The following is a 21,618-nucleotide window of genomic DNA, read 5'->3' as shown; positions in this document are numbered from 1 at the left end:
CAATCTAATGTTCTGAATAAAAATGGTTAATAAAAGGAGAACATCATGACGTCTGAATCGGATTCCTTGCTATTAGTCGATAATTTGGACGGCGTCACCACGCTTACACTGAATAATCCGGCCGGTCGTAACAGTTTGTCGATGGCGATGCTGCAAGCGTTGCATGATCAGTTGGTGGGATTGGCCGATGACGCCGCCACGCGGGTTGTGGTTTTGGCCGCCAGTGGCAAGGTGTTTTGTGCCGGTCACGATTTGAAAGAGGTACAGGGTCAGCTCGGCAGCACGCCGTTTATGCTGTCTCTGTTTGAGTTGTGCAGCAAGGTGATGCAGCAGATTGTGAATTTGCCGAAACCGGTGATTGCCCGAGTTGATGGCGTAGCCACAGCGGCTGGCTGCCAGCTGGTGGCCAGTTGTGATCTGGCGGTTGCCGGTGAAACGGCGCGCTTCGCGACGCCCGGGGTGAATATTGGTTTGTTCTGTTCCACGCCAATGGTGGCGCTGTCCCGCAACGTATCACCAAAACACGCCATGGAAATGTTGCTCACCGGCGAGATGATCAGTGCTGCCCGGGCAGAGCAGATCGGGTTAGTGAACCGGGTGGTTGCCGACAGTGAACTGGATAATGCGGTTGCACAGCTGGCGGGTACAATCGCTGGCAAGTCCGGCCATACTTTGAAAATCGGCAAACAGGCGTTTTATCGTCAGCTGGAAATGCCCCTGCATGAAGCCTACGCCTTCACCTCGCAGGTGATGGCAACGAACCTGGAAGCTGAGGATGCGGAAGAGGGAATTTGCGCGTTTCTGGCGAAGCGGCCGGCTAAGTGGCAGGATCGCTAAGGTCTGCTGGCGCAAAGCGCCGGAGCTGTCTGTAAGCGATCGCCCAGAGTTAATTGATAACGGCTAAAAAATCCGGCGTTCATCTCTATAGCTTGGACAAATTCGGCGCCCGCCGGGTAGATCGGGCAGTTGGACGCCGCAACAGATTTGCAAGGCGCCATCCGATTAATGGCCACAATGCTTCCTTGCTCGTTTACATAGGCAATGTCTAGCGCTATCAGTGTGTTGCGCATCCAGAAGCTGTTTTCGGCAGACTGAAGGCTGTTGTAGTCAAACAGCATGCCGCTGTGTTCTTCCAGTTTGTCCCGTCCCATCAGGCCGATGCGCCGCTGTTCTGCTGTTTCGGCCCATTCCAGGCTAACAGAAACGCTCTGTTCTTTACTCACAAAGCATGCTGATTGCGCCGGCAACACCTGGGACTCAAGGGCTTGGGCACCAGTGGTGCACGCCACCATCAGCAGCGATACACTCAAGGCGATAAGTTTTGGTTTTGACGCGACCAGGTTCATGGGCGCAGTCTGTATCCGGTTTTGAAAATCCAACTGATGGTCACTAAGCAGGCGGTGAGAAAACCCAACGTCATAAGTAGGCTAACGCCAATGTGGACGTCAGACACGCCGAAAAATGCCCAGCGAAAGCCACTGATCAGGTACACCACGGGATTGAACAGGCTGATGGTTTGCCAGATCTCTGGCAGCATGTCGATTGAATAAAATGTGCCGCCCAAAAATGTTAATGGAGTCACAATCATCATTGGAACAACTTGTAGCTTTTCGAAATTGTCAGCCCAAATGCCAATAATAAAGCCGAACAGGCTGAAGGTGACGGAAGTGAGTACTAAGAAAGATACCATCCAGAACGGGTGCAAAATGCTGTAATCGACAAAAAACTTAGAGGTAGCCAGGATGATCAACCCTAGTATCACCGACTTTGTGGCCGCAGCACCCACGTAACCCAGTACCACCTCGATATAGGATATAGGCGCCGATAGCACCTCGTAGACGGTGCCCGAAAATTTTGGCATGTAAATGCCGAAAGACGCGTTGGAAATGCTGTTCATCAGCAGTGAAAGCATGACTAACCCGGGGATGATAAATGCGCCATAAGGCACATCGCCAATATCACCCATGCGAGCGCCTATGGCCGAACCGAAAACCACGAAATACAAGCACGTGGAAATCACAGGCGAGAGTATGCTTTGCATTAGGGTTCGCTGCATGCGGGCCATTTCAAATTTATAAATGGCGCTTACGCCGTAAAGGTTCATGCTGTTCTCCGTAGGGTGTTCATTCACGCACCAGCCCAACAAATATGTCTTCGAGAGAGGTTTCCCGGGTTTTCAAGTCGCGGTATTCAATTCCAAGGTCGCCCAGGGTTCTTAGCAGTTGGGCAATACCGGTCTGCTCGTGTTGGGCGAAGGTGTAAATCAGTTCCTGGCCAGACTCGGACAGCTCCAAAGATTCCGCAGCCAATTCGGGGGGCAAAAATTCGAGTTTGTTTTGCAATTGCAGGCGCAGTTCTTTTTTCCCCAACTTACTCATCAGCTGGTCTTTGTCTTCCACGAGTATGATTTCCCCCTGACGGATAACTCCAATACGATCCGCCATTTCTTCGGCTTCTTCGATGTAGTGGGTGGTCAGAATGATGGTAACGCCACTTTCCCGCAGTTGGCGCACCAGCGCCCACATATCCCGACGCAGTTCTACGTCTACACCAGCGGTGGGTTCGTCCAGAAATAGGATGCGTGGCTCGTGGGACAGAGCCTTGGCAATCATTACTCGGCGCTTCATGCCGCCAGACAACGTCATTATGTGATTGTTGCGTTTGTCCCACAACGATAGAGCCTTCAATATTTTTTCAATATGAGCCGGGTTTGCCGGTTTACCAAACAATCCTCGGCTGAAAGAGACAGCGGCCCAAACGGTTTCAAACGAATCGGTGGCGAGTTCTTGCGGCACAAGACCTATGGCTTGCCGAGCTCGACGGTAGTCGCGAATGATATCGTTACCCGCAGCCAGAACCTGACCCGACGACATATTCACCAGACCGCAGATAATGCTGATCAGCGTGGTTTTTCCCGCGCCGTTGGGGCCCAGCAGCGCGAATATTTCGCCGCGGCTAATGTCGAGGTTGATGTCTTTCAGGGCCTGAAAGCCGCTGTCGTAGGATTTGTTGAGGTTTTTTATGGAAATTTCCGGTTGCACGGCACCATCCTGTTGTAAAAAATAAACACTGGCCTGCTTTAAAAAAAGTAAATACTGGCCTGTTTTCCAATAGATAAACATTGGCTGAATGATAGCAAGCGATCATTTTGTCATGACTTCGGTTGCTTTAGAAACCTTTGAATGAGCGGCAGAACTGTCCATAATGCTGCTTTACCAGCAAGGTGTGCCAATGATACGTGGGATAAAGGTTTCGAGTTTGAAAATAGGTCTGATTATCGTATTGATTGCTGTCGCTGCTATGGCGCTGCGCTGGCTGGATAGCTCGAATAGTAAAAATACGGGGCAGCAGACCAGCACCTGTAACCTGCAAAAGAGCGACTGCGACTGGCCGCAACAGGGCCAGAACTGGCGGGTAAGCCTGTCTGATATCACCACGAATAACGACACCGAGAACAATTACCGCTTGGACATTGTAGCTCCTGGCGCGCCTCAGCCGCTATTAGTGGTGTTACGCGGCGAGTCTATGTACATGGGCGAATACCCGGTGCCACTGGTGCGCAACGGCAATGATTATTACGCCGAATTTTACGCGCCTTTTTGCACCACCGGCGACGCTATGAATTGGCGTGTAGACTTGCAAAAAGGCATGACGCCGCTGGTCGATCAACCGCCGTTCAGGATGGTGTTTCAGGCCTACTGATCGACCAAAGTTATGTTGGCGTTGGCGATATTATCAGTGTCGCTTGCGGGTGTTCCTATAACCCATGCTTCACTTTTTTTAACAACGCCGACAACCGCGGCGTGAGCATAACCACACCGGCGTAATGCCATTAAACAATCGTCAACTTTGTTTGCAGGTACGCTTGCTAGCAAGCCTCCTGCGGTTTGTGGGTCAAACAGCAGCGGATAAACCGGATGACTTTGCCACTGGCTGACCTGCTCAATGCTGCTGGCTGCGCTGCTGTTGGCAATGTGAAGTGAGCTTAAAATGCCCTGGCTGCTGGTTTCTAATGCACCGTCCAGTAGCGGTATGGTGGCAAGGTTAAGCTCCACAGCACAATTTGATGGGCGTAGCATTTCTGCCAGGTGTCCAAGCAGGCCAAAGCCGGTAACGTCGGTGCAAGCTGTTGCTTGGTGTTGCTGAAAACACTCGGCAGCGCTGGCACTGGACTGCGTCATGCAGCGCAGAGCTGCGTCAATCCAACGGCCTTTGGCAATCAGCTGTGCATGTGCAGCCAGCAGAGTTCCGGTGCCTATGGGCTTGGTGAGAATAATAGCGTCACCGGGTTGCATTCCGCCCTTGCTCATCAGCACAGCCGGATCAATCAGGCCGTTCACCGCAAACCCGAGAGCCAGTTCCTGGCCTTCGCCGGTATGGCCGCCTACCAAAGCACAATTGGCATCATTTAACACCGACACAGCGCCGGCCATCATTTGATAGATTTGTTCTTCCACTTTGGTTTCGATGCCATAGGGCACGGTGGCGATAGCCGTAGCGCTTTGCGGCGTTGCACCCATGGCAAAGATATCCCCCAGGCTGTGATTGGCGGCAATCTGGCCAAACAGGTAGGGGTCATCAATGAAAGCACGAAAGAAGTCCACCGTTTGTACAATGGCTTTGCCCGGAGGCATGCGCAGTACGGCAGCGTCATCCGGAGCGTGAAGGCCAACAATGACATCATCACGGTTCACCGGCTGAAGCTTTGACAACGCGCGCGACAACACTGTGCTACCGACCTTAGCACCGCAACCGCCGCAGCGCATGGTGGCCAAAGACAGCGCCTGGGCGGCGTCTTCGGTGGAACGTGCAGCGGCGGTATTCGCTTTAACCAGCTTGTTAGGCATGGCCGGCAATTCTTTAAATTTCTTCATAAAGCGACGGTCGATCTGGTCTTTCCAATGCCACACCAATGCGCCCGATACGCTCAGCTTTCCGCGCGAGGCTACCGCGTAGCGGTCACCGGTGGAAATCAACGCCAGCCATTTTTTCTGAGGGTGATAGTTCAACGGCGTTTTGCCAAGGGCCATCCGGCGCAGATTATCCGCTAGCGGCTTGCCTTGGCGTACCGCAAATACTCCAGCTTTTTCCCGCGGGTGGTGAATCATGTTGGCAATATCGCCAACCGCAAAAATGCGATCGTTGTTTTCAACCTGAAGCGTATTGCGTACTCGAATAAACAAACCGTCGTCCAGTGCCAACCCCGTTTGGGCCAGCCATTTCGGGCCGCCGGCGCGGGTTACCCAGAGCACTTCGTCCGCCATCAAGGGCGTTTTTTCGCCTTCAATTTGTAAGGTTCGGGCGGTTACTCCGGTGACTGCCGCACCCAAATGAACATTCACACCCCGCTCAGCCAGAGTGCGTTCAAATAGGGCGCGTACTTTTGGGTTGTGGGTGGGCAATATCGTGTCAGCGGCATCCAGTATGTGCACGTGGAGTTCTATCGCCTGGTTGGCAACATCGCGTAGTTCGTTGTGCAAGCGGTATTGCATAGCCAGAGCCATTTCAACGCCACCAGCGCCCGCACCTACTACAGCCAATGTGAACGGGCCCTGGTGTTGTTTTATGCGGTCAAGCAAGTCCAGCCAGTGCCGATTGAAGCGGTTAATAGGTTTCACTGGTACTGCGTGTTCGGCGGCACCTTTCACTCCGGCAGTGCGCGGTGAAGAACCAATGTTGATAGAGAGCAAATCGTAGCTGACGGGCGGGCGATCACGGCAGATAACCTGTTGGGTGGCAGTATCCAGGCCAATGGCTTCGTCCCGGTAAAAGCGCGCTCCTGCAAACTCAGCCAGTCGGCTTAAATCAATATGGATGTCGTCATGGCTGTAGTGGCCTGCAATGTAACCGGGCAGCATGCCAGAGTAGGGCGTGTCGGTGTCGCGGCAAATCAGCGTTAAACGCACGCCAGGTACGGGATTCATGGCGAACTGCCGCAGAACCCCGACGTGGCTGTGCCCGCCGCCAAGCAGGACAATGTCCTGTAATACAGGCTGGTCAGGCGTTTGCATTAAACGATTTTCTTGGCTTCAGCTGCCAGTTGGTCAAAGTCCTTGATGCTGGCAAATGCTTTTAGCTTTTCTTGGTCTTCGGCGCTGGGATTGGCAATCTGACTGATTGTGTTCAACCCGGCTTCTTTCATTTTTTTCTGGGTAGCGGGGCCAATGCCTTTGACTCGGGTCAGGTCGGAAGGATCTGCCAGTTGAGTTGTTTTTGCTTTGGTTTTAGCCGGAGCTTGAGCCGGTGCCTTTGCCGGTGCTTTAGCAGATGTAGGCGTAGGTGAAGGTGCGGCTTTGACCTTGGTTTTTATGGGTGCTTTTGATTTTGATGGCGTGGATTCTGAGGCTACAACAGACTCAGCCGCAGGCTTTGCCTTTTTTTTCTTGGCTACTGCAGGAGTCGGCAACACCGGTTTCTTGTTGTCTGGCTTATCTTCGTCGGCGTGTCCAATGCCCAATCGTTCCAGCAGGCTGTTTTGCATTTCTTGAAATTCCTGAAGCCGGCGCTCGAATTCGTCGTTGAAGCGCTTCATTTCGCGATCGCGCAGTTCGTCAATATCCTTACGCAGCTTGTGCACAGGCTGTTTTATCTGGGTTTGCAGATTGTCGAACTGTTTTAAAGCATCATTAAACAGACTTTCAATGTGTGACGTGGTTTTAGCGAATTTCTTGTTTACTTTTTTTACAATTTTTTCGACATTTTTTGACTTTTCTTTCTTGGCCATGATGTTTTTCTCAGGGGGGTTGGGGCAATACATTTGCGGTGAATAGCAAAACTGAATAACTGAAAATCAGTACAAAGCTGGTTCAGGCCGTCTTATGCCACGCTGCGCCAGGGCCTTATGAGCGGCGGGACCGAATGGACTGCTTTCTGGTTAAGACACTGCGAATACGACTTAAGTTATCACTTAGATGGGGTTTTTTTGCCGGTCCGGATCAACAAACTCAACGGAGTAAAAAAAATTACTACAGTGTTTTCGGCATTGGATAATTACGCCGTTTATGCCTTGGGCGCAAATGTCGTCTACTGGCATGGTCATCACCAAGTCCAGAATAATGGTGTCGCCGGGTTCGAACACTTTGTCACTTTTCAATACGCATCCGTAAGTGTCTAACTCAAACACTGGAACATCCACACGTTCTTTACGAAACAGCCCATGCCGAAAGTGGAAGCGGGCGCGTAAATCGGGTAATGCTTCATTCATCAATAAAAATTCCTGCCGTCATGTCAACGTTTGACGAACCTTGTTGCTCGCTTCCTAAAGTACTAGGTTCGACCAGTTTTTCAAGCCAATCATTAGAACGGACGTGTTTTTAGCTGATAGAGATCAACCCGGCGATCTTTAAGATTGGTCACCGAACCTTCGTTACGCACCAGCGTCAGCTTTTCAAGGTCCATATCAGAAAACATGATCATTTCGGTGTTCGGAGTGGTTTCAGCCATCACCGCGTCATGGGGAAATCCAAAGTCTGAGGGCGAGAATACCGAAGACTGCGCGTACTGGATATCCAGGTTCTCTACCTTTGGCAGGTTGCCAACGCTGCCGGTAATGACCACATAGCATTCGTTTTCAATAGCACGGGCCTGTGCGCAGTGACGCACTCGCAGATAGCCGTTCTTGGTATCGGTCCAGAAGGGCACGCAAATGATGTCTACCTCCTGCTCGGCTGCCATGCGCCCCAGCTCCGGGAACTCAATGTCGTAGCAGATCATAATAGCGACGCGGCCGGCGTCTGTGTCAAACACCTTGAACTCGTTCCCACCCTCAATCACCCAGTCACGGCGTTCATGTGGGGTGATGTGAATTTTACGCTGCTCGTCTACGCGGCCATCGCGGTGGCACAGGTACGATACGTTGTAGACCCGGTCATTTTCAATCAGCGGCATTGAGCCGGTGATTATATTGATGTTGTAACTGACCGCCATGTCAGACATTTCATTACGGAACTGTTCAGTGAACCCTGCAAGGAAACGTACGGCGCGTGTTTGGTCGACCTGATCCGTCAGGCCCATCAAGGGCGCGTTAAAAAACTCTGGAAACAGGGCGAAGTCGCTTTTGTAGTCTGACAAGGCATCAACAAAATACTCAACCTGCGTTAACACTTCCTCAACCGATGCAAACTCACGCATCTGCCACTGCACTGCACCCATGCGAACTTGGGTTTTACGTGCGTTCAGAACCGAGGACGGGGGAACATACAGAATGTTCCGCCATTCCAGCAGGGTTGCATAGCCTAGAGATTTTTCATCTTCCGGCAAATATTTGTGTAACAAGCGGGTTACCTGAAAATCATTGGACAGCTGAAAACTCAGGATCGGGTCATAAATATCTTTACGGCTTACCCGTTCAATGTATTCGGCCGGGGTAGCGTGGTCTTTGTATTTGTGATAACTCGGAATACGACCCCCAGCCAAAATGGCGCGCAGGTTCATGGAGCGGCAAAGTTCTTTGCGGGCCTCATAAAGCCGGCGACCGAGGCGGTAACCGCGGTATTCGGGGTCAATAAAGACATCGAGGCCGTACAGCGAATCGCCTTTTACGTCGTGTCGGAGTTTTTCATCACGCAGAATCAGGTCATCATAAGTGTGCGGATTGCTGAACCTTTCGTACTGCACGCTCACCGTTAGCGCCACGGCTACCAGTTCGCCACTTTTTTCAATGCAGATCTGGCCATCTGGAAACTGTTTTACCAGGGCCTTGATGGTGTCGCGTGGCCAGGCTCCGCCAATATCATGGTAAACCCGGTCCATCAGAACTTGCAGTTGGTTGTAATCATCCAACGTCAGGTTGCGAAGGTTCAAATGCAGTTCTTCATGGGCCATGAACAGGGGCTCCGGTGGGCGTTCAGTCAGTTGGTGGCGCGGAAAAAACACGCGCTCCCAGAAAGTAAAGGACAATTGATTCTAACAGAAGTGGAAAATCCAGGTATGACGTTCCGTTCAGACGCGCAAGCTGTTCAGCGTTTGTAAAAATAGCTCCCCGTACTTTTCCAGCTTAGCAGCACCCACCCCGCTGACTTCGGCTAGCGCCTCCAGAGTGGCCGGCCGGCGCTCCAGCATGTCGAACAGCGTGGTGTCGTGGAAAATAACGTAAGGCGGCACACCTTGCTTATCCGCGAGCTGTTTGCGGCAGGCCCGCAGCGCTTCCCAGCCGTCGTGATCCGTAATCTGCTCCCGCACCGATGCAGCGGAGCGTGAGCTGCCTTTGGCCGTACTTTTTGGTGGTTCCGGATCTTTACGTAATTGAACGCTGGCTTCGCCTTTTAACAGGGGGCGGCACTGTTCGGTCAGTTGCAAAGCACCGTAACCGTCTGGGTCTGCTCTTAGATAGCCGTTTGCCACCAGTTGGCGAAACACCGATTTCCACTCGTTGGCGGTTAAGTCTTTGCCGATTCCGTAAGTGGACACCTGCTGGTGACCCATTTGAACCAAGCGATCGTTTTCAGATCCGCGCAGCACATCAATCAGGTAGGTCACACCAAAGCGCTGACCGGTGCGAAATACGCAAGACAGAGCTTTTTGTACGGCAACGGTGCCATCCCAGGTCTCTGGCGGCGTCAGGCAGGTATCGCAATTACCGCAGGGTTGGTCCAGTTCGTCGCCGAAGTAGTTCAGCAGTACCTTGCGCCTGCAACCGGTAACCTCACAAAGGCCCAGCATGGCGTCAAGCTTTTGCCGCTCAATCCGTTTGAAGTGATCGTTACCCTGGGATGTTTCTAGCATTTGTCGCAGTTTGATCACATCCTGCAGGCCGTAAACCATCCATGCAGTAGAGGGTTTGCCGTCGCGACCAGCACGGCCAGTTTCCTGATAATAAGCTTCCAGGCTTTTTGGCAAATCGAGGTGGGCGACAAAGCGCACATCCGGTTTGTCTATGCCCATACCAAACGCGATGGTAGCCACAATAATAATGCTGTCTTCGCGCAGGAAACGGTTCTGGTTTGATGCTCGCTCATCTGCAGCTAAGCCGGCGTGATAGGGTAGTGCGTTGTAACCTTTGCTTTGCAATAGCTTTGCGGTGGCGTCTACTTTTTTCCGGGAAAGACAGTAAACGATGCCGCAATCGCCTTCATGTTCGGTTTTAATAAAGTCGAGTAACTGTTTGTTAGCATTAATTTTTGGCGTAATTCTGTACTGAATATTAGGGCGATCAAAACCGCTAATAAAATGTCGGGCCTGGGTTAACGACAGGCGTTCGGCAATCTCTTTACGGGTGCGCTCATCGGCAGTAGCCGTCAAAGCGATACGTGGTATGTCGGGAAAAGTTTGCGCGAGCATGCTCAACTGCAAGTAATCCGAACGGAAGTCGTGACCCCACTGTGAAACACAATGAGCTTCGTCGATTGCAAACAGAGCGATGGAGGTATTGTGCAGCAGTTCTATAGTGCGGGGCTGAATCAGCCGCTCCGGAGCGCAATACAGCAAATCCAGCTCACCCGACATCAGAGCGTATTCGGTAGCTCGGGCTTGCTCGAAGTCCATAGTGGAATTCAAAAAAGCGGCTCGAACTCCCAATTCTTTCAGGGCATTTACCTGGTCTTGCATCAACGCTATTAACGGAGACACCACGATACCGGTGCCCGGGCGGACCAGAGCTGGAACTTGATAGCACAGGGATTTACCGCCGCCGGTGGGCATTAGCACCAGCGCGTCGCCGCCGGCGCACAGCTCTTTTACAATGTCCTCCTGTAACGGGCGAAAGCTGTCATAGCCAAACACTTCATGCAGCACCTGTTCCGGGGTCTGCACGGCTGTAGGTCGTTCGCTTGAGAGCTGTTCGAAGTCCTGATGGGAGTACATAATAAACGTGTTTACCCGCAAGCCGCCTGAGTGGAGCAGCGCCGACCGAGCGGTGCTGTGTATTTCTGCGGCAGAATCATAGCAGATTTCGGAGTGGGTGTTTTGCTTCGTGGGATGGCAAAAAAACGCACGTGCCCTGACATAATACGAAAGCTAAGTCATTTGAGGGCACAGGCGTAGCAAAAATTCGTGCAGCTTCATTAACGTTTAAGGAAAATTGGCTTTTAAAACGATACAATAGCGTTAAAGATTTAGGGCCTTTGCAAAAGCGTGATTCTTACCAAGGCTCGCGGCTCTCGACTAACACAAGGTTTTACTATTAATGCAGAAATTTGATGCCATTCGTCCTTACTCGGACGAAGAGACTTCCGCCGTAATACAACGATTAGTGCACGATCGGGAATTTCTGAACCTGATTGGCCGTATTAAATCGCCCGGAGTTGCACGCTGGGCGCCGGCGATGTTGCGGGGAATTGTGAGTTATTGGTTGCGCCGCCGCTTTGGTGGTTTCACTCGTATCGACGATCTGCAAGCGTCGTTGTCGGGCTATGTTGGCGAACTGGTCGGAAAGACCACCACCCGGGTTACCCAGAGCGGGTTACAGAATCTGGAGCAGGAATCTACCCACCTGTTTATCTGTAATCATCGCGACATTGTTTTTGACCCAATGATTGTAAATTTCTTGTTGTACAACCAAGGGCTAAAAACCACTCGCATCGCCATTGGCGACAACTTGCTCGAAAATCGTGTGTTTGCTGAAATGATGCGATTAAATAAGAGCTTTGTGGTGCGGCGCAGCATGACCAGCCCACGGGAAATACGCGACGCTTACCTTATGCTATCCGAGTTTATCACTCACAGCATCGAGACCCACAACGGGGTGTGGATTGCGCAACGTGAAGGGCGGGCTAAAGACGGTATAGACCGCACAGATCCCGCTATTGTGAAGATGTTTCACATGAGCCCGAAAAAATCCGGACTGGATTTCCAAACAGCGATAAACCGGCTGAGTATTGTGCCGGTATCGATTGCCTATGAATTTGACCCCTGTGATCTGGATAAAGCCAATGAGCTGGAAATCCGGGCCCGCACGGGTGCGTACCTAAAAGCAGAAGGCGAAGATACCAGCCAGATTATGCGCGGACTAACCGGCTTTAAAGGCCACGTACACGTGCACTTCGGTGCACCCATCGAAGACGCAGAGGCCAACCCAAAAGCGTTAGCGGCGCGGATTGACAGGGAAATTCACAGCCACTATCACTTGCACCCATCCAATCTGGTGGCGTACCAGTTGCGTGAAGCTGCAGCGGGTAGGGGGCCGATAGAGGCCGGTCTGTTTGCTTCTCTAGCTGCAGCCGAAAGCTGCACGCGCCAGGCTTTGGAAGCCGCTGCGAACGAGCTGCAGAAACGTCTAGATGCTTGTGAAGCAGCCGCGCGGCCCTACCTATTGGACATGTACGCTAACCCGGTAACGAGTGCGCTGAACGCCATGAGCACGGCTGACGTAAGCACTTGATGAGAGTGCTGGAACTTGATTAGTTTGGCAGGAATTGACTAGAAAGTACGGAACTGCCGCGCTTAGGCGCGGCACGTTTAACTACGCCAGAAAGCCGGCGACAGCACCACTACCACGCTCAATATTTCTAAACGTCCCATCAGCATACCTACGCCCAACAGCCATTTAGCGGCATCTGGCAGCGGCCCAAAATTCCCGGCAGGGCCTATGATATCACCCAAGCCCGGACCAACATTGGTCAAAGCCGTCAATGCACCGGACAAAGACGTGGTGAAGTCCAGCTGCATAGCGGCCAGCGAAACCGTCAAAATCAACAGGCACAGCAGGAAGATGAATGTGTAGGCGATCATCGAGGTAATAATCTCGTCGCTAACGGCACGACCGTTGTAATTACGGGTTAATACGGCCCGCGGATGAAGCAAGCGCATCAGATTCTCACGTAGAACAATGACTGACAGTTGAAAGCGAAATATTTTCATGCCGCCAGATGTGGAGCCGGAGCAACCGCCCACAAACATTAAAAAGAAGAACACAACAAAGGCCAACGGGCCCCATGCAGAGTAATCTTCCGACGCGTAACCGGTGGTGGTGACCACGGAGGTGACATTAAACAGTGTGGATATGTAATTGCTAACCGGATTGAAGGGAACGGCAGATACCGCCCAGCGATACAGCGTTAACAGCAAGGGTACAATCAGCAGGATGATCAGGAATAGCCGCACCTGTTGGTCACGGAACAACACGCCACGCTGGCCATGCAATTCCCGCACAAATAGAAAGAAAGGCACACTGCCCAGAATCATAAAAAACGTAGATTCCAAGAGAATTAGGTCGTTGAATTTGCCCATAGACAAATCTGATGTAGAAAAGCCGCCGGTGGAGATGCTCGTTAGGCCATGGTTAAAGGCATCAAACAATGTCATGCCCGACACCCAATAGGTCAGTACTGCGACTACTGAGAAAAGTAGGTACACCCCTAATAATCCGCGACTCAGGGTTTTCATCCGGGGCAGAGCTTTGTCGGTCCACTCTGACGATTCGGTAGCAAAAAGGCGCATACCGCCTACCCGTAAAAATGGAAGCACAGCAACGAACATACCGATAATGCCAATGCCACCTATCCATTGCAGAATAGAACGCCAAAGCAGCAGATCACGGTCCATAGTGTCCAGATTACTGAATACCGTTGCACCGGTGGTGGTGATGCCCGAGGTTCCCTCAAAAAAAGCGTTAGCCGCTGATATGTTGTTATCACTCAGATAAAAAGGAAGCGAAGAAAACATAGCGATGAAGAACCAGCTCGATACTGTCAGCATAAACATGAAACGCGGTTTCAAGTCTCTGGACTGGCGATAGGTTGCCAGTATGCCAACTAGCCCCAATATGCACACAATGCCCGCCGATTCCATAAACGCAGCGCTGTTAGGAGCGTCAGAACCCATCAGAATAAGTGGCGGTAACATCATGAAAATACTTAAAAGTATAAACATGGCACTGATGATAAATACAACGGGCGTGAGGTTTCTCAAACGGTACTCGAATCGAGGTTATACAAAGGTTGCCAAGGATACTCCCGAGGCGCCAGCTCCGCAACTTGGCGGGCCGTGGGCGGTGTTAAAAAAGGCCCTGATTACCGGTCAATTACATTGCTGTTAAAGCATCATCGAGTGCTTTTATCATGTTTTATCAGAGGTTATCTTGGGGGTCTTTCACTGCTTGCAAACGTTATCTTTCATCAAACGGGACGGATTATGAATCACGCACGCTTTTTGCTCATCACTGCGCTTGTCACCGCGCTTTCGTGGGCATCCCTTGCCAGCGCCCAAGACAAAGCCAATGGCAAACGCCCCGGCGAAACTCTTGGATTTGTGGAATGGGTGGTAATGCAGGACAGCGGCGTGCGGCTAAAAGCAAGGTTGGATACGGGTGCCAAGACGTCATCGCTGCACGCGGTGAATGTTGAGGAATTCGATAAAGACGATGAACGCTGGGTTAGCTTTGAGTTGCCTTTGGGCGACCACGAAGACCAGCCCAGCGAAGGGAAGATCAGCCATGACGAAGTGGTGCTGGAATTTGAACTGCCGGTGGAGCGGGTAGTGCTGGTTAAACGCAAGGGAGCACCATCGCAACGGCGCTATGTGGTAAACATGGATTTTTGCGTGTCGGGCGAAGTGCATACAACCCAGTTTTCATTGGCCGATCGCGCAAAGTTTTCCTACCCAGTGCTTTTGGGTCGTCGTTTTATGAGCGACGACAACATTTTGGTGGATTCCACGAACGGCTTTATTGCTGTTAAACAGTGTGAGTTTATTAGCCTGGAGAAAATTGCTGAAAACAATAAGACTCCATCGTGAATTTGCATCGCGTTGGTTGCGGTTAAGCGCAGTTATCGCGGTTAAAACCATTAGGATTGCAGGTATATGGGCAACAAATCACTTACTTTTTCATAGTGCCTACGGTCTTTAAGACGTTGGCGACCGCTTCGAGTTTGCACATCGTAGTTTTTCAGAACTCCCAGCTTAATCGGCCTGCTAGGGTTCAGCATTAGAATAGGCGTATGGGCTTCGCGCATGTAGGTTTTTGCCGGTTCGCCATCAATCGCGCGATAGCGAAGATTTGCTAACGGGCGAACACGAAGTACGCGGCGCGACCGCAGTTGTGCGGATGCTGGCAATGAGCGAATGGCCATAATTTCTCGATCAATCTTGATGTCCCAGGGAACGTCGTCAATCGTTGAGCGCGGGCGTTGCCGAAACGATTCCAGCCTTTCGCATACCTGATCCGCAGTCATCTTTTTAATCTCTGTTTTTATGCCCCAGGTAAAGGTGCAGGACTGCAGTGGGGGAGAGCAGGGCAAAACCTGTAAACGTCGGGTAAGTTGGGCCAGAATCAGCCAGGGAAAATGCCTGTGCAGCAGTTCGAAACGATCATCCCGATTGCCAAGGCTTGGTATTAGAGACTCTATGGAGGTCTTGCTGCGATTGATCTCAGCCATTCGATCTAGAATTTGACTTTCATCGACGTTGGTCAACACCAATGCACCGGGAACCCGGTTGACAACTTTGGTGCTGTATTGCGGATGGCCGTACCAATCAGTCATTGCGTGAAGTGCCGCATGAAAGGCTTCTGTTCCAGAAAGGTCGGTGGGATGTATATCGGTCACAGGCTGGCTCTCGTTTTCACGAACAGTGCGCGGGATTTGATAGATGCGGCATTGAACGGGGTTGGCTTGCTTCAACAATTGTTTGGCGTCGGCACAGAGGCGCTCCAGACATTCAACCGCCAGAACAATTTTTTGAAGAGTGTCTAGTTGTAAAAGCGAATAAGCCATTTTACTTCCTGATTTGTTAAAACTATACCAACATGCAACAGCGTATCAAAAAGGTCACTAACCCTCAACATCTAACATTATGCCCAACAAACAGGTAACCGGACGAACACACATTAATCAAACGGCTAATAGAGCGCAGCCAAGGTCTTCATCGCGGCACATTGCACAAATTCCTTCCGATTAAGCACGGGTTTACGCTTAAAACAAGCTAGAATACCCGCCGGAAATCTACTGATCAGGCATTAAAGCGAGGAGAAAGACGGTGGCTGCGACAGAGCAAAATTATGGGCTGGAGAGTATTATCCTGCACCATTCGTTTACCCAGGTGAAGGGCCGGACCATTCGCATCGACTGCCGCGAGCGCACCCATGTAGGCGGCGTGAACGGCGCCGGGAAAACCTCGATTCTGGCGCTAATTCCGGCGTTTTACGGCGAAGAACCCGAGCGCATTGTCAGCAAGGGTTCCGGCCGCCTGTCGTTTTTGGATTACTACTTGCCGAGCCTGCAGAGCCTGGTGATTTTCGAGTACAGCCGCCACCGCGGTACTTGTTGCTCCGTCATGTTTCGGCACCACTCGGGGAAGCTGTGCTACCGCTTTGTGGAAGGTTCAGCTGCGGACACTTTTTTTGCGCCAGACGTCATCGAAATGTTGAAAGCCGGTGCAACCGCCGACGCCGTTTTTGAAAAGCTTCGCGAGTTAAAGCGCAATGTGTCTCGGATAATCGACACCATCACCAGTTACCGCGCCATTATCCAGCGCAACTCCCGCCTATTGAAACGTTCCGCCGCTGATGCGCGCAAACTGCAAGGCCTAGCAGCGGACTTTGGCATGGGGAGTGCCGACACGCACATGAGCAATATTGAACGTCTGACCCACGTGGTGCTGAATAAAAACCGTTTGATGTCCAGTTTCAAAGCAATGATTTGCGAAACACAATTTGACAATATTCACATTCATGGTCGGCCCAAAACCATCGACGAAAGCGGCCTGGTGAGTGATATTCGCAGCATCAAGGCTTTTGAAAAAGAAGAAGCCAAAATTCGCGAGTGCCTGCAGCAAGAAAATGAGCGCCAGGCTATTCTGGCTGCCAGCCGGCGCACAGTCGCCAGCTTGACGGCGACCGTCGACGAGGCCAATGACAGTAAAGCCGACATTGCCCGCGACATCGCCAAACTGAAAGAGCGTATTAACGAGGAAAGCGAACAGCAGCGCCAGTCCGACGACGAGATTGCGGGGGTTCTGGCGGACAAAAACTACGAGCTGAAAGTGAAAGAGGGTGACCTTGACGGCATCTATAAAAAGCGCGAGTACTACGATACCGAAAGAGCGCCTGAACTGACCCAGGATCTTCAAAATATTGGTGAATATCGCCGCCAAAAAGTCGATGCTGATTCGGATCTGACTGGCTTGACCAGCAAAGTGACTCAGGTCGAAAGCGAGTTCAGACACGAGGTCAGTGAGTTAAAGAGTGCCTTTTCCCTCGAGCAGGGCGATCGCGAGCGGAAGGTCAGCGACGCTGAGACCGCGCGCAAAGACGCGGCTTACCAACACGACAAAGCCATCAGCGCTCTGGACCACGAGAAAACCCGTGAAATAGGCCAGCAGCGCGAAGAGCGAAGTCAGGAACGCTCCGCCATTCAAAGCCAGTTGGCCCGCGCCGAAACCCTGCGTGATAATCAAAGTTATAACGATGACGAAACCGGTCAGATAGCCGCTGCCGAGGCGGCCGTGCAAAACGCCGAAGAACAGGCGCAGCATGTTTCAGGCGAGTTGATCGACGCTAACCGCAAAAAAGACCAGGCTCGGGAAGATCGCGATACCGCTCAGAAACACCTTCTGCACGCTCAAGAGCAAATCGATGCACTAACGGCGGCGTTTGAAGATTTACAGCGTCAGATTTCGCCAGATAATGACACCTGGCTTTCCGCGTTGCGCAAACAAGATTCGGGGTGGGCCCACGGCTTGGCAAAAGTGATTCACCCCGATCTGCTGATGCGTACCGACCTTAACCCGTTAATGCACAGCACTGCAGCTGCTGAACGCCGACAAGTTATGGGCTGGGTACTGAACACCGATGCGATTTCCGCACCAGACTTTGCGGCCTCAGAAGAAGACCTGCAAGCGCGTTTGCACAACATTGATCAAAAACGCCAGGCCGCACGAAAAACCCGGGATGACACAGAGAAAGCCGCGCGTAATCGGAATGATGCCTACCAGGCACGGTGTTCCGCTGTAGAACACATGAACACTGAGAAAAAGCTCACTGATGACTCGCTCACTCGGCAGCGTGACTACCTAAAGACCCTGCGGGAGCAAATCCGCCAGGCTTTGAACGAGCGCAAGCAAGCCCAAGGCGCAAAAGTGACCGAACTACAGAGCCTTCTGGAGCAGTTCAACAAAGACAGTGAAATGGGCGAAACCGCCACCACCAGCCAGTTTGCCAAGCGTTTAATGGATTTGCGCGGCCAGTGGGCCGAGCGCGAATCCCAGCTGCAATTGAATATTGATCACGCTCAACAACGGGTTCAGCAAGCCCTTAGCGAGCACGAACAACGCCTGGAGCTGAAACAAACGGCGTTTAACCAGAAATTAGAAGACGAAGGCATAGATCCAAAAGTGGTGCAGCAAGCACGTGCCAAGGCTGAAAGCCTGAAAAACCGGGTGAAAGAAATTGAGCAAGCCGAGCCTATAGTGCGCGAATACAAAAACTGGCTCGACAAGGACTGGTCACGTAAAGACGGCCTGACTGGCGACTGCAACCTGCTGGAGAAACAGGTTGCGGACATAAAAACCCGACGCAGCGAACGTCTGCGCAAGCACCAGGAAAGTGTTAAACAGGTAAATGCGGACATTACTCGGCATCAGCAGAGAATCGGCGCGCTGGCCAAGCAGATTGAGGAAGCCGAGGGTATTCTGAAGAAGTTCGAAACCGCCCCCGATGACATGGCGATGCCCGGCAACATGGTTAATCTGACCGGCGAACTGCAGGATGCCTACGAGCGTCTGGACAAGCTGCGCCGCGAGGTGATGGCTACCTTCAAACGCGCGCTCACAGTGCTGAATCAGTACAACGGCACCCAAATCCAGAGCGCTTGGCAAAAGCTGAGTGAATTCCGCCGGCAGCGTCTGGCAGACCCAGCCCAGGAATTCGATGAGGCTTTCCAGCTCATGCAAGTACAAGACTTGCGTTCACTTCTGGACACCGACATTCCGCAACTGCGCTCTACTTTGGTGGATCAGTTTACCTCTGAAGCCAACACCTTGTGCCGTTATTTCGACAGCCTGGAAACCATGGCTCGGGAAGTGAAAGCCGTGTCCCGCACTCTGCGCCAGAAAATCAACACTGATCAGCGCATTGAATCCCTAAGCGATATTCAAGTGGTGCTAAGGCCGCGGATTGAAGACGACGAAAGCTGGCAGCCCCTGAAGAGTTTTGTGGTGCAGTGGCGCGAATGGCACGCAGTGCACCGCCGCGAAATGCCGGATGACAGCATTACCATGGCGTTCCAGCTGGTCAGCGACACTTTGAAATCGGCTAGCCTGGGTGAAAGTGTGGAATCCATGGTGGATATGCATCTGACCATGAAAGAAAACGGTCGCGAAGCGGTGATTCGTAACGACAACGACTTCCTGACCGCCAGTTCCCAGGGCCTGACGTACTTGGCGATTATGGCGGTGTTCATGGGCCTGACTCGCTACCTGTGCCCGGACAAGAACACCCGCATTACCTGGCCGATAGACGAGTTGGGCACTCTTAGTTCCAATAACATCGCACGCATGGCAGAAATGCTGGAACACAACAACCTGACCATGATCTCAGCCTGTCCGAAACTGGACCGGCCGCTGCGCAAGTTCTTTGAAAACAAGATCAGCTTGCAGCACGGCCGCGTACACAACTTTGAAAACGCCGCACCAAGCGCGCCGAAAAGCGATTTTCTGGCCAGTGTAACCCGCCCGCGTTCGGCCACTGATGCAACGGACGACCTGACAGATGATTTGTTTACCAGCGCCATCGAAGGAGGCAGTCATGCAAACTAATCCACTGTTCGAACGTACGGTAAGCGCCTTACTGGCCGGTGAAATCATCTGTGAATACAGCCACGATGAACTGTATAACTATTTACTGACGCAACCGGTGCAGCAAAAAGTTTCGGATTTTCTACAACAGATGAACCGTACCCTGCGCCAAACCAGTAGCCACGATGCCTGGCTGTGTTCTTACCAGGATCTGTCGCGCCCCGACGCCAAAGACGCCGTGCGCCAGCAATTTCGCGAAGTGGCCAACCACCTGGAAGCCCTGGTGCAATTTTTACGGCTGGTGATGATGGTGGAAGCCGCACAACGCCCAATTTCCGCGGGCGAACACCTGCGTGAAGGCAAATTGCTGGAACGCATTTCCACTGCGCCGTCGCTCGAAGCCAAATTGCGTTCGCTGTGTGAAAAAGACCTGTTCCGCACCAAACGCAGCGACAGCGCAGGCCAATTGCGTGTGGTGCTTGAGAACCTGACTAAAGCCGGCTATCTAAAACCCATCGGCACCAGCGGCAGCGTGTTTTTGGCGACGGCAAAATGGAGCTGGTTGTACGACGTGATGACGTTCATTCAGGCCCATGAAGGCATCCGCGAAGACAGCACTGAAGACGACCCGCAGCTGAGGATTGTCTGATGGCCAGAACCCACGATGCGCAATCCACCCTGCGGGCGCTGGCCACTTACGGTGACGCAATTCTGGAAGCCCATCTGAACCGTGGCAACCGAATTGCCCTGAACGACGACAACGTTGGCGTACTGGAAACCCTGGAACACCACCGTCTGGTGTGGCGCCTGGGGGACACAGAAGACCTGCAGCTGAAAAATGTTCTGGTGCGGCTGTTAGACCACATCACCGAATCGGAACGCCGACGCTTTGCCAGTGCCCAGGTTGACCGCCTTTGGAGCGATCTGAATAGGCTGTTTGTGGATTATCGCGAAGCTAAAAAACGCGCAGCGTTCACGGACAAATTGCGAATTGAGAGTGAAATTAAAGAATGCCTATCGGAAATTATTGAAGACATCCGCAACGCCACCGATACCTTCTCGTCTTACATCAGTAGCGGCTTCAGCTACATTACCGATATGAATCTGCGAATTCGCAAGAACCACGAAGTGATCGAGCGGGCAGGGCAACTAAACACTTTGTTTGAAAGCTTTAACACCCAGGACCTGGCCGATCAGGCCGGCAACGATCCGTTCCTGAAACGGCTGCTACTGAAATATCTGCCAGCGGCGTTGGAACAAGGCCAGAAAAACCTCAGCTATGCCCTTAATCAGCTGCGCCTGACGCTGGTGCGCTTGCGTGAAGATCAACGTTTGAGTAAATTGGTGGGTGGCTTTGAAAGCTATTTCGCCAACAATCGCGGTTATATCCCGTCTATTGACGACCTGGACCTCGGCCACTGCCCGGCGCCGCTGAACAAGGTTGCGCCTTTCGCAATCATCGCTCGTGGTGATATTTATGACCCAACAGACGATGAAGACCTGATTGTTCTGGCGCAAACCGCCCGCACCTTGGGCGCTGACCCGCAAGGCACTGAACCGACATCTGCTCTGCAAACCGTCGAGTTCGACGTTGTTGGAGCCTCTGACCTCGAAGAAGAAGATCCGGTGGATGAGCTGATTGAACAGTTGGTGCAGTTCGTGGTGGATGGCGATATTGGCGACGGCGAAATTGATGCCTTAGAGGCCCTCAGCGGCAGCGGTCTGACATTGGATGCTGCCACCTGGCTGTCCACGCTGGAAGCACAGATCAACTCGCTGGCACCCAACGACCAGAGCCAGATTGCAGTGGAATACAAAAGCCAGCTGGACCCGCTTTACACAGATAATCTCTACATAACCGGCATGACTTTACGAAGAAATAATGAAAGCCGAATTTAAGGCTATTGCCACTCTGTTGCAGGGCAGCAAACGCAGCGCCGCCCGCAATAGGGT

17 protein-coding genes are annotated in these 21,618 nt (G+C 52.1%); 7 read left to right on the top strand and 10 right to left on the bottom strand.

Annotated elements, in window-relative coordinates:
• Positions 1-45 precede the first annotated feature (45 nt).
• Positions 46-837: an enoyl-CoA hydratase gene (locus tag ABA45_RS09470; protein ID WP_048385628.1), complete on the top strand. Its 792-nt coding sequence runs from the start codon at positions 46-48 to the stop codon at positions 835-837.
• Here the strand turns inward: ABA45_RS09470 and ABA45_RS09465 are convergent.
• The 3 genes from ABA45_RS09465 to ABA45_RS09455 are packed head-to-tail and all read right to left on the bottom strand — an operon-like array spanning position 834 to position 3,041.
• Complete coding sequence (locus ABA45_RS09465; RefSeq protein ID WP_048385626.1) at positions 834-1,346, bottom strand: DUF192 domain-containing protein; 513 nt, start codon at positions 1,344-1,346, stop codon at positions 834-836. The two genes, ABA45_RS09470 and ABA45_RS09465, sit on opposite strands and share 4 nt — an antisense overlap.
• Entirely contained in the window at positions 1,343-2,104 is a 762-nt protein-coding gene (locus tag ABA45_RS09460; protein ID WP_048385624.1) for an ABC transporter permease, read from the bottom strand. Before ABA45_RS09460 ends, ABA45_RS09465 begins: the two co-directional genes overlap by 4 nt.
• Before the next feature lie 19 nt (positions 2,105-2,123).
• Positions 2,124-3,041, bottom strand: a complete 918-nt coding sequence (locus tag ABA45_RS09455; RefSeq protein ID WP_048388915.1) for an ABC transporter ATP-binding protein — start codon at positions 3,039-3,041, stop codon at positions 2,124-2,126.
• Positions 3,042-3,258: 217 nt separating this feature from the next.
• On the opposite strand from ABA45_RS09455, the gene ABA45_RS09450 reads away from it, so the two are divergent.
• Positions 3,259-3,702, top strand: a complete 444-nt coding sequence (locus ABA45_RS09450) for a hypothetical protein (RefSeq protein ID WP_227505997.1) — start codon at positions 3,259-3,261, stop codon at positions 3,700-3,702.
• Here the strand turns inward: ABA45_RS09450 and selD are convergent.
• The 5 genes from selD to recQ all read right to left on the bottom strand — a co-directional run bounded on the left by selD (position 3,696) and on the right by recQ (position 10,800).
• The gene (gene selD, locus ABA45_RS09445; RefSeq protein WP_048385622.1) at positions 3,696-6,011 is read right to left on the bottom strand and encodes a selenide, water dikinase SelD; all 2,316 of its coding nucleotides are present in this window, start codon (positions 6,009-6,011) and stop codon (positions 3,696-3,698) included. The genes ABA45_RS09450 and selD overlap by 7 nt on opposite strands.
• Positions 6,011-6,724 (bottom strand): hypothetical protein, encoded by a 714-nt coding sequence (locus ABA45_RS09440; protein WP_048385620.1) that lies wholly within the window; start codon positions 6,722-6,724, stop codon positions 6,011-6,013. Before ABA45_RS09440 ends, selD begins: the two co-directional genes overlap by 1 nt.
• 183 nt (positions 6,725-6,907) lie before the next feature.
• Entirely contained in the window at positions 6,908-7,204 is a 297-nt protein-coding gene (locus tag ABA45_RS09435; protein ID WP_227505996.1) for a hypothetical protein, read from the bottom strand.
• A gap of 92 nt (positions 7,205-7,296) precedes the next feature.
• Positions 7,297-8,823, bottom strand: coding sequence for a bifunctional GNAT family N-acetyltransferase/carbon-nitrogen hydrolase family protein (locus ABA45_RS09430; protein ID WP_048385618.1), 1,527 nt, complete (start codon positions 8,821-8,823; stop codon positions 7,297-7,299).
• A gap of 117 nt (positions 8,824-8,940) precedes the next feature.
• On the bottom strand, positions 8,941-10,800 hold the full coding sequence (gene recQ / locus ABA45_RS09425) for a DNA helicase RecQ (protein ID WP_041635222.1): 1,860 nt from the start codon (positions 10,798-10,800) through the stop codon (positions 8,941-8,943).
• Positions 10,801-11,122: 322 nt separating this feature from the next.
• Here recQ and ABA45_RS09420 point away from each other — a divergent pair, with 322 nt between their 5' ends.
• The gene (locus ABA45_RS09420) at positions 11,123-12,316 is read left to right on the top strand and encodes a 1-acyl-sn-glycerol-3-phosphate acyltransferase (RefSeq protein WP_048385616.1); all 1,194 of its coding nucleotides are present in this window, start codon (positions 11,123-11,125) and stop codon (positions 12,314-12,316) included.
• 77 nt (positions 12,317-12,393) lie between these two features.
• Here the strand turns inward: ABA45_RS09420 and ABA45_RS09415 are convergent, their stop codons facing one another.
• Positions 12,394-13,806, bottom strand: coding sequence for a TrkH family potassium uptake protein (locus ABA45_RS09415; RefSeq protein ID WP_048385614.1), 1,413 nt, complete (start codon positions 13,804-13,806; stop codon positions 12,394-12,396).
• A 261-nt stretch (positions 13,807-14,067) separates the two neighbouring features.
• Between ABA45_RS09415 and ABA45_RS09410 the strand changes: the two genes are divergently transcribed.
• Positions 14,068-14,670, top strand: a complete 603-nt coding sequence (locus tag ABA45_RS09410) for an ATP-dependent zinc protease family protein (protein WP_048385612.1) — start codon at positions 14,068-14,070, stop codon at positions 14,668-14,670.
• A 50-nt stretch (positions 14,671-14,720) separates the two neighbouring features.
• Here the strand turns inward: ABA45_RS09410 and ABA45_RS09405 are convergent, their stop codons facing one another.
• Positions 14,721-15,647 (bottom strand): DNA replication terminus site-binding protein, encoded by a 927-nt coding sequence (locus ABA45_RS09405; RefSeq protein WP_048385608.1) that lies wholly within the window; start codon positions 15,645-15,647, stop codon positions 14,721-14,723.
• A gap of 262 nt (positions 15,648-15,909) precedes the next feature.
• Here ABA45_RS09405 and ABA45_RS09400 point away from each other — a divergent pair, with 262 nt between their 5' ends.
• The 3 genes from ABA45_RS09400 to ABA45_RS09390 are packed head-to-tail and all read left to right on the top strand — an operon-like array spanning position 15,910 to position 21,564.
• Complete coding sequence (locus tag ABA45_RS09400) at positions 15,910-19,686, top strand: ATP-binding protein (RefSeq protein WP_048385606.1); 3,777 nt, start codon at positions 15,910-15,912, stop codon at positions 19,684-19,686.
• Complete coding sequence (locus tag ABA45_RS09395) at positions 19,676-20,314, top strand: condensin complex protein MksE (protein WP_048385604.1); 639 nt, start codon at positions 19,676-19,678, stop codon at positions 20,312-20,314. Before ABA45_RS09400 ends, ABA45_RS09395 begins: the two co-directional genes overlap by 11 nt.
• Positions 20,314-21,564 (top strand): hypothetical protein, encoded by a 1,251-nt coding sequence (locus ABA45_RS09390; RefSeq protein WP_048385601.1) that lies wholly within the window; start codon positions 20,314-20,316, stop codon positions 21,562-21,564. The genes ABA45_RS09395 and ABA45_RS09390 overlap by 1 nt, the downstream gene beginning before the upstream one ends.
• Positions 21,565-21,618: the final 54 nt, after the last annotated feature.

It is taken from the genome of Marinobacter psychrophilus (assembly GCF_001043175.1).
In the GTDB taxonomy this organism is placed as follows: domain Bacteria; phylum Pseudomonadota; class Gammaproteobacteria; order Pseudomonadales; family Oleiphilaceae; genus Marinobacter; species Marinobacter psychrophilus.
The sequence above is the reverse complement of the archived record's forward strand: the minus strand, read 5'-3'. Positions and strand labels throughout refer to the sequence as shown.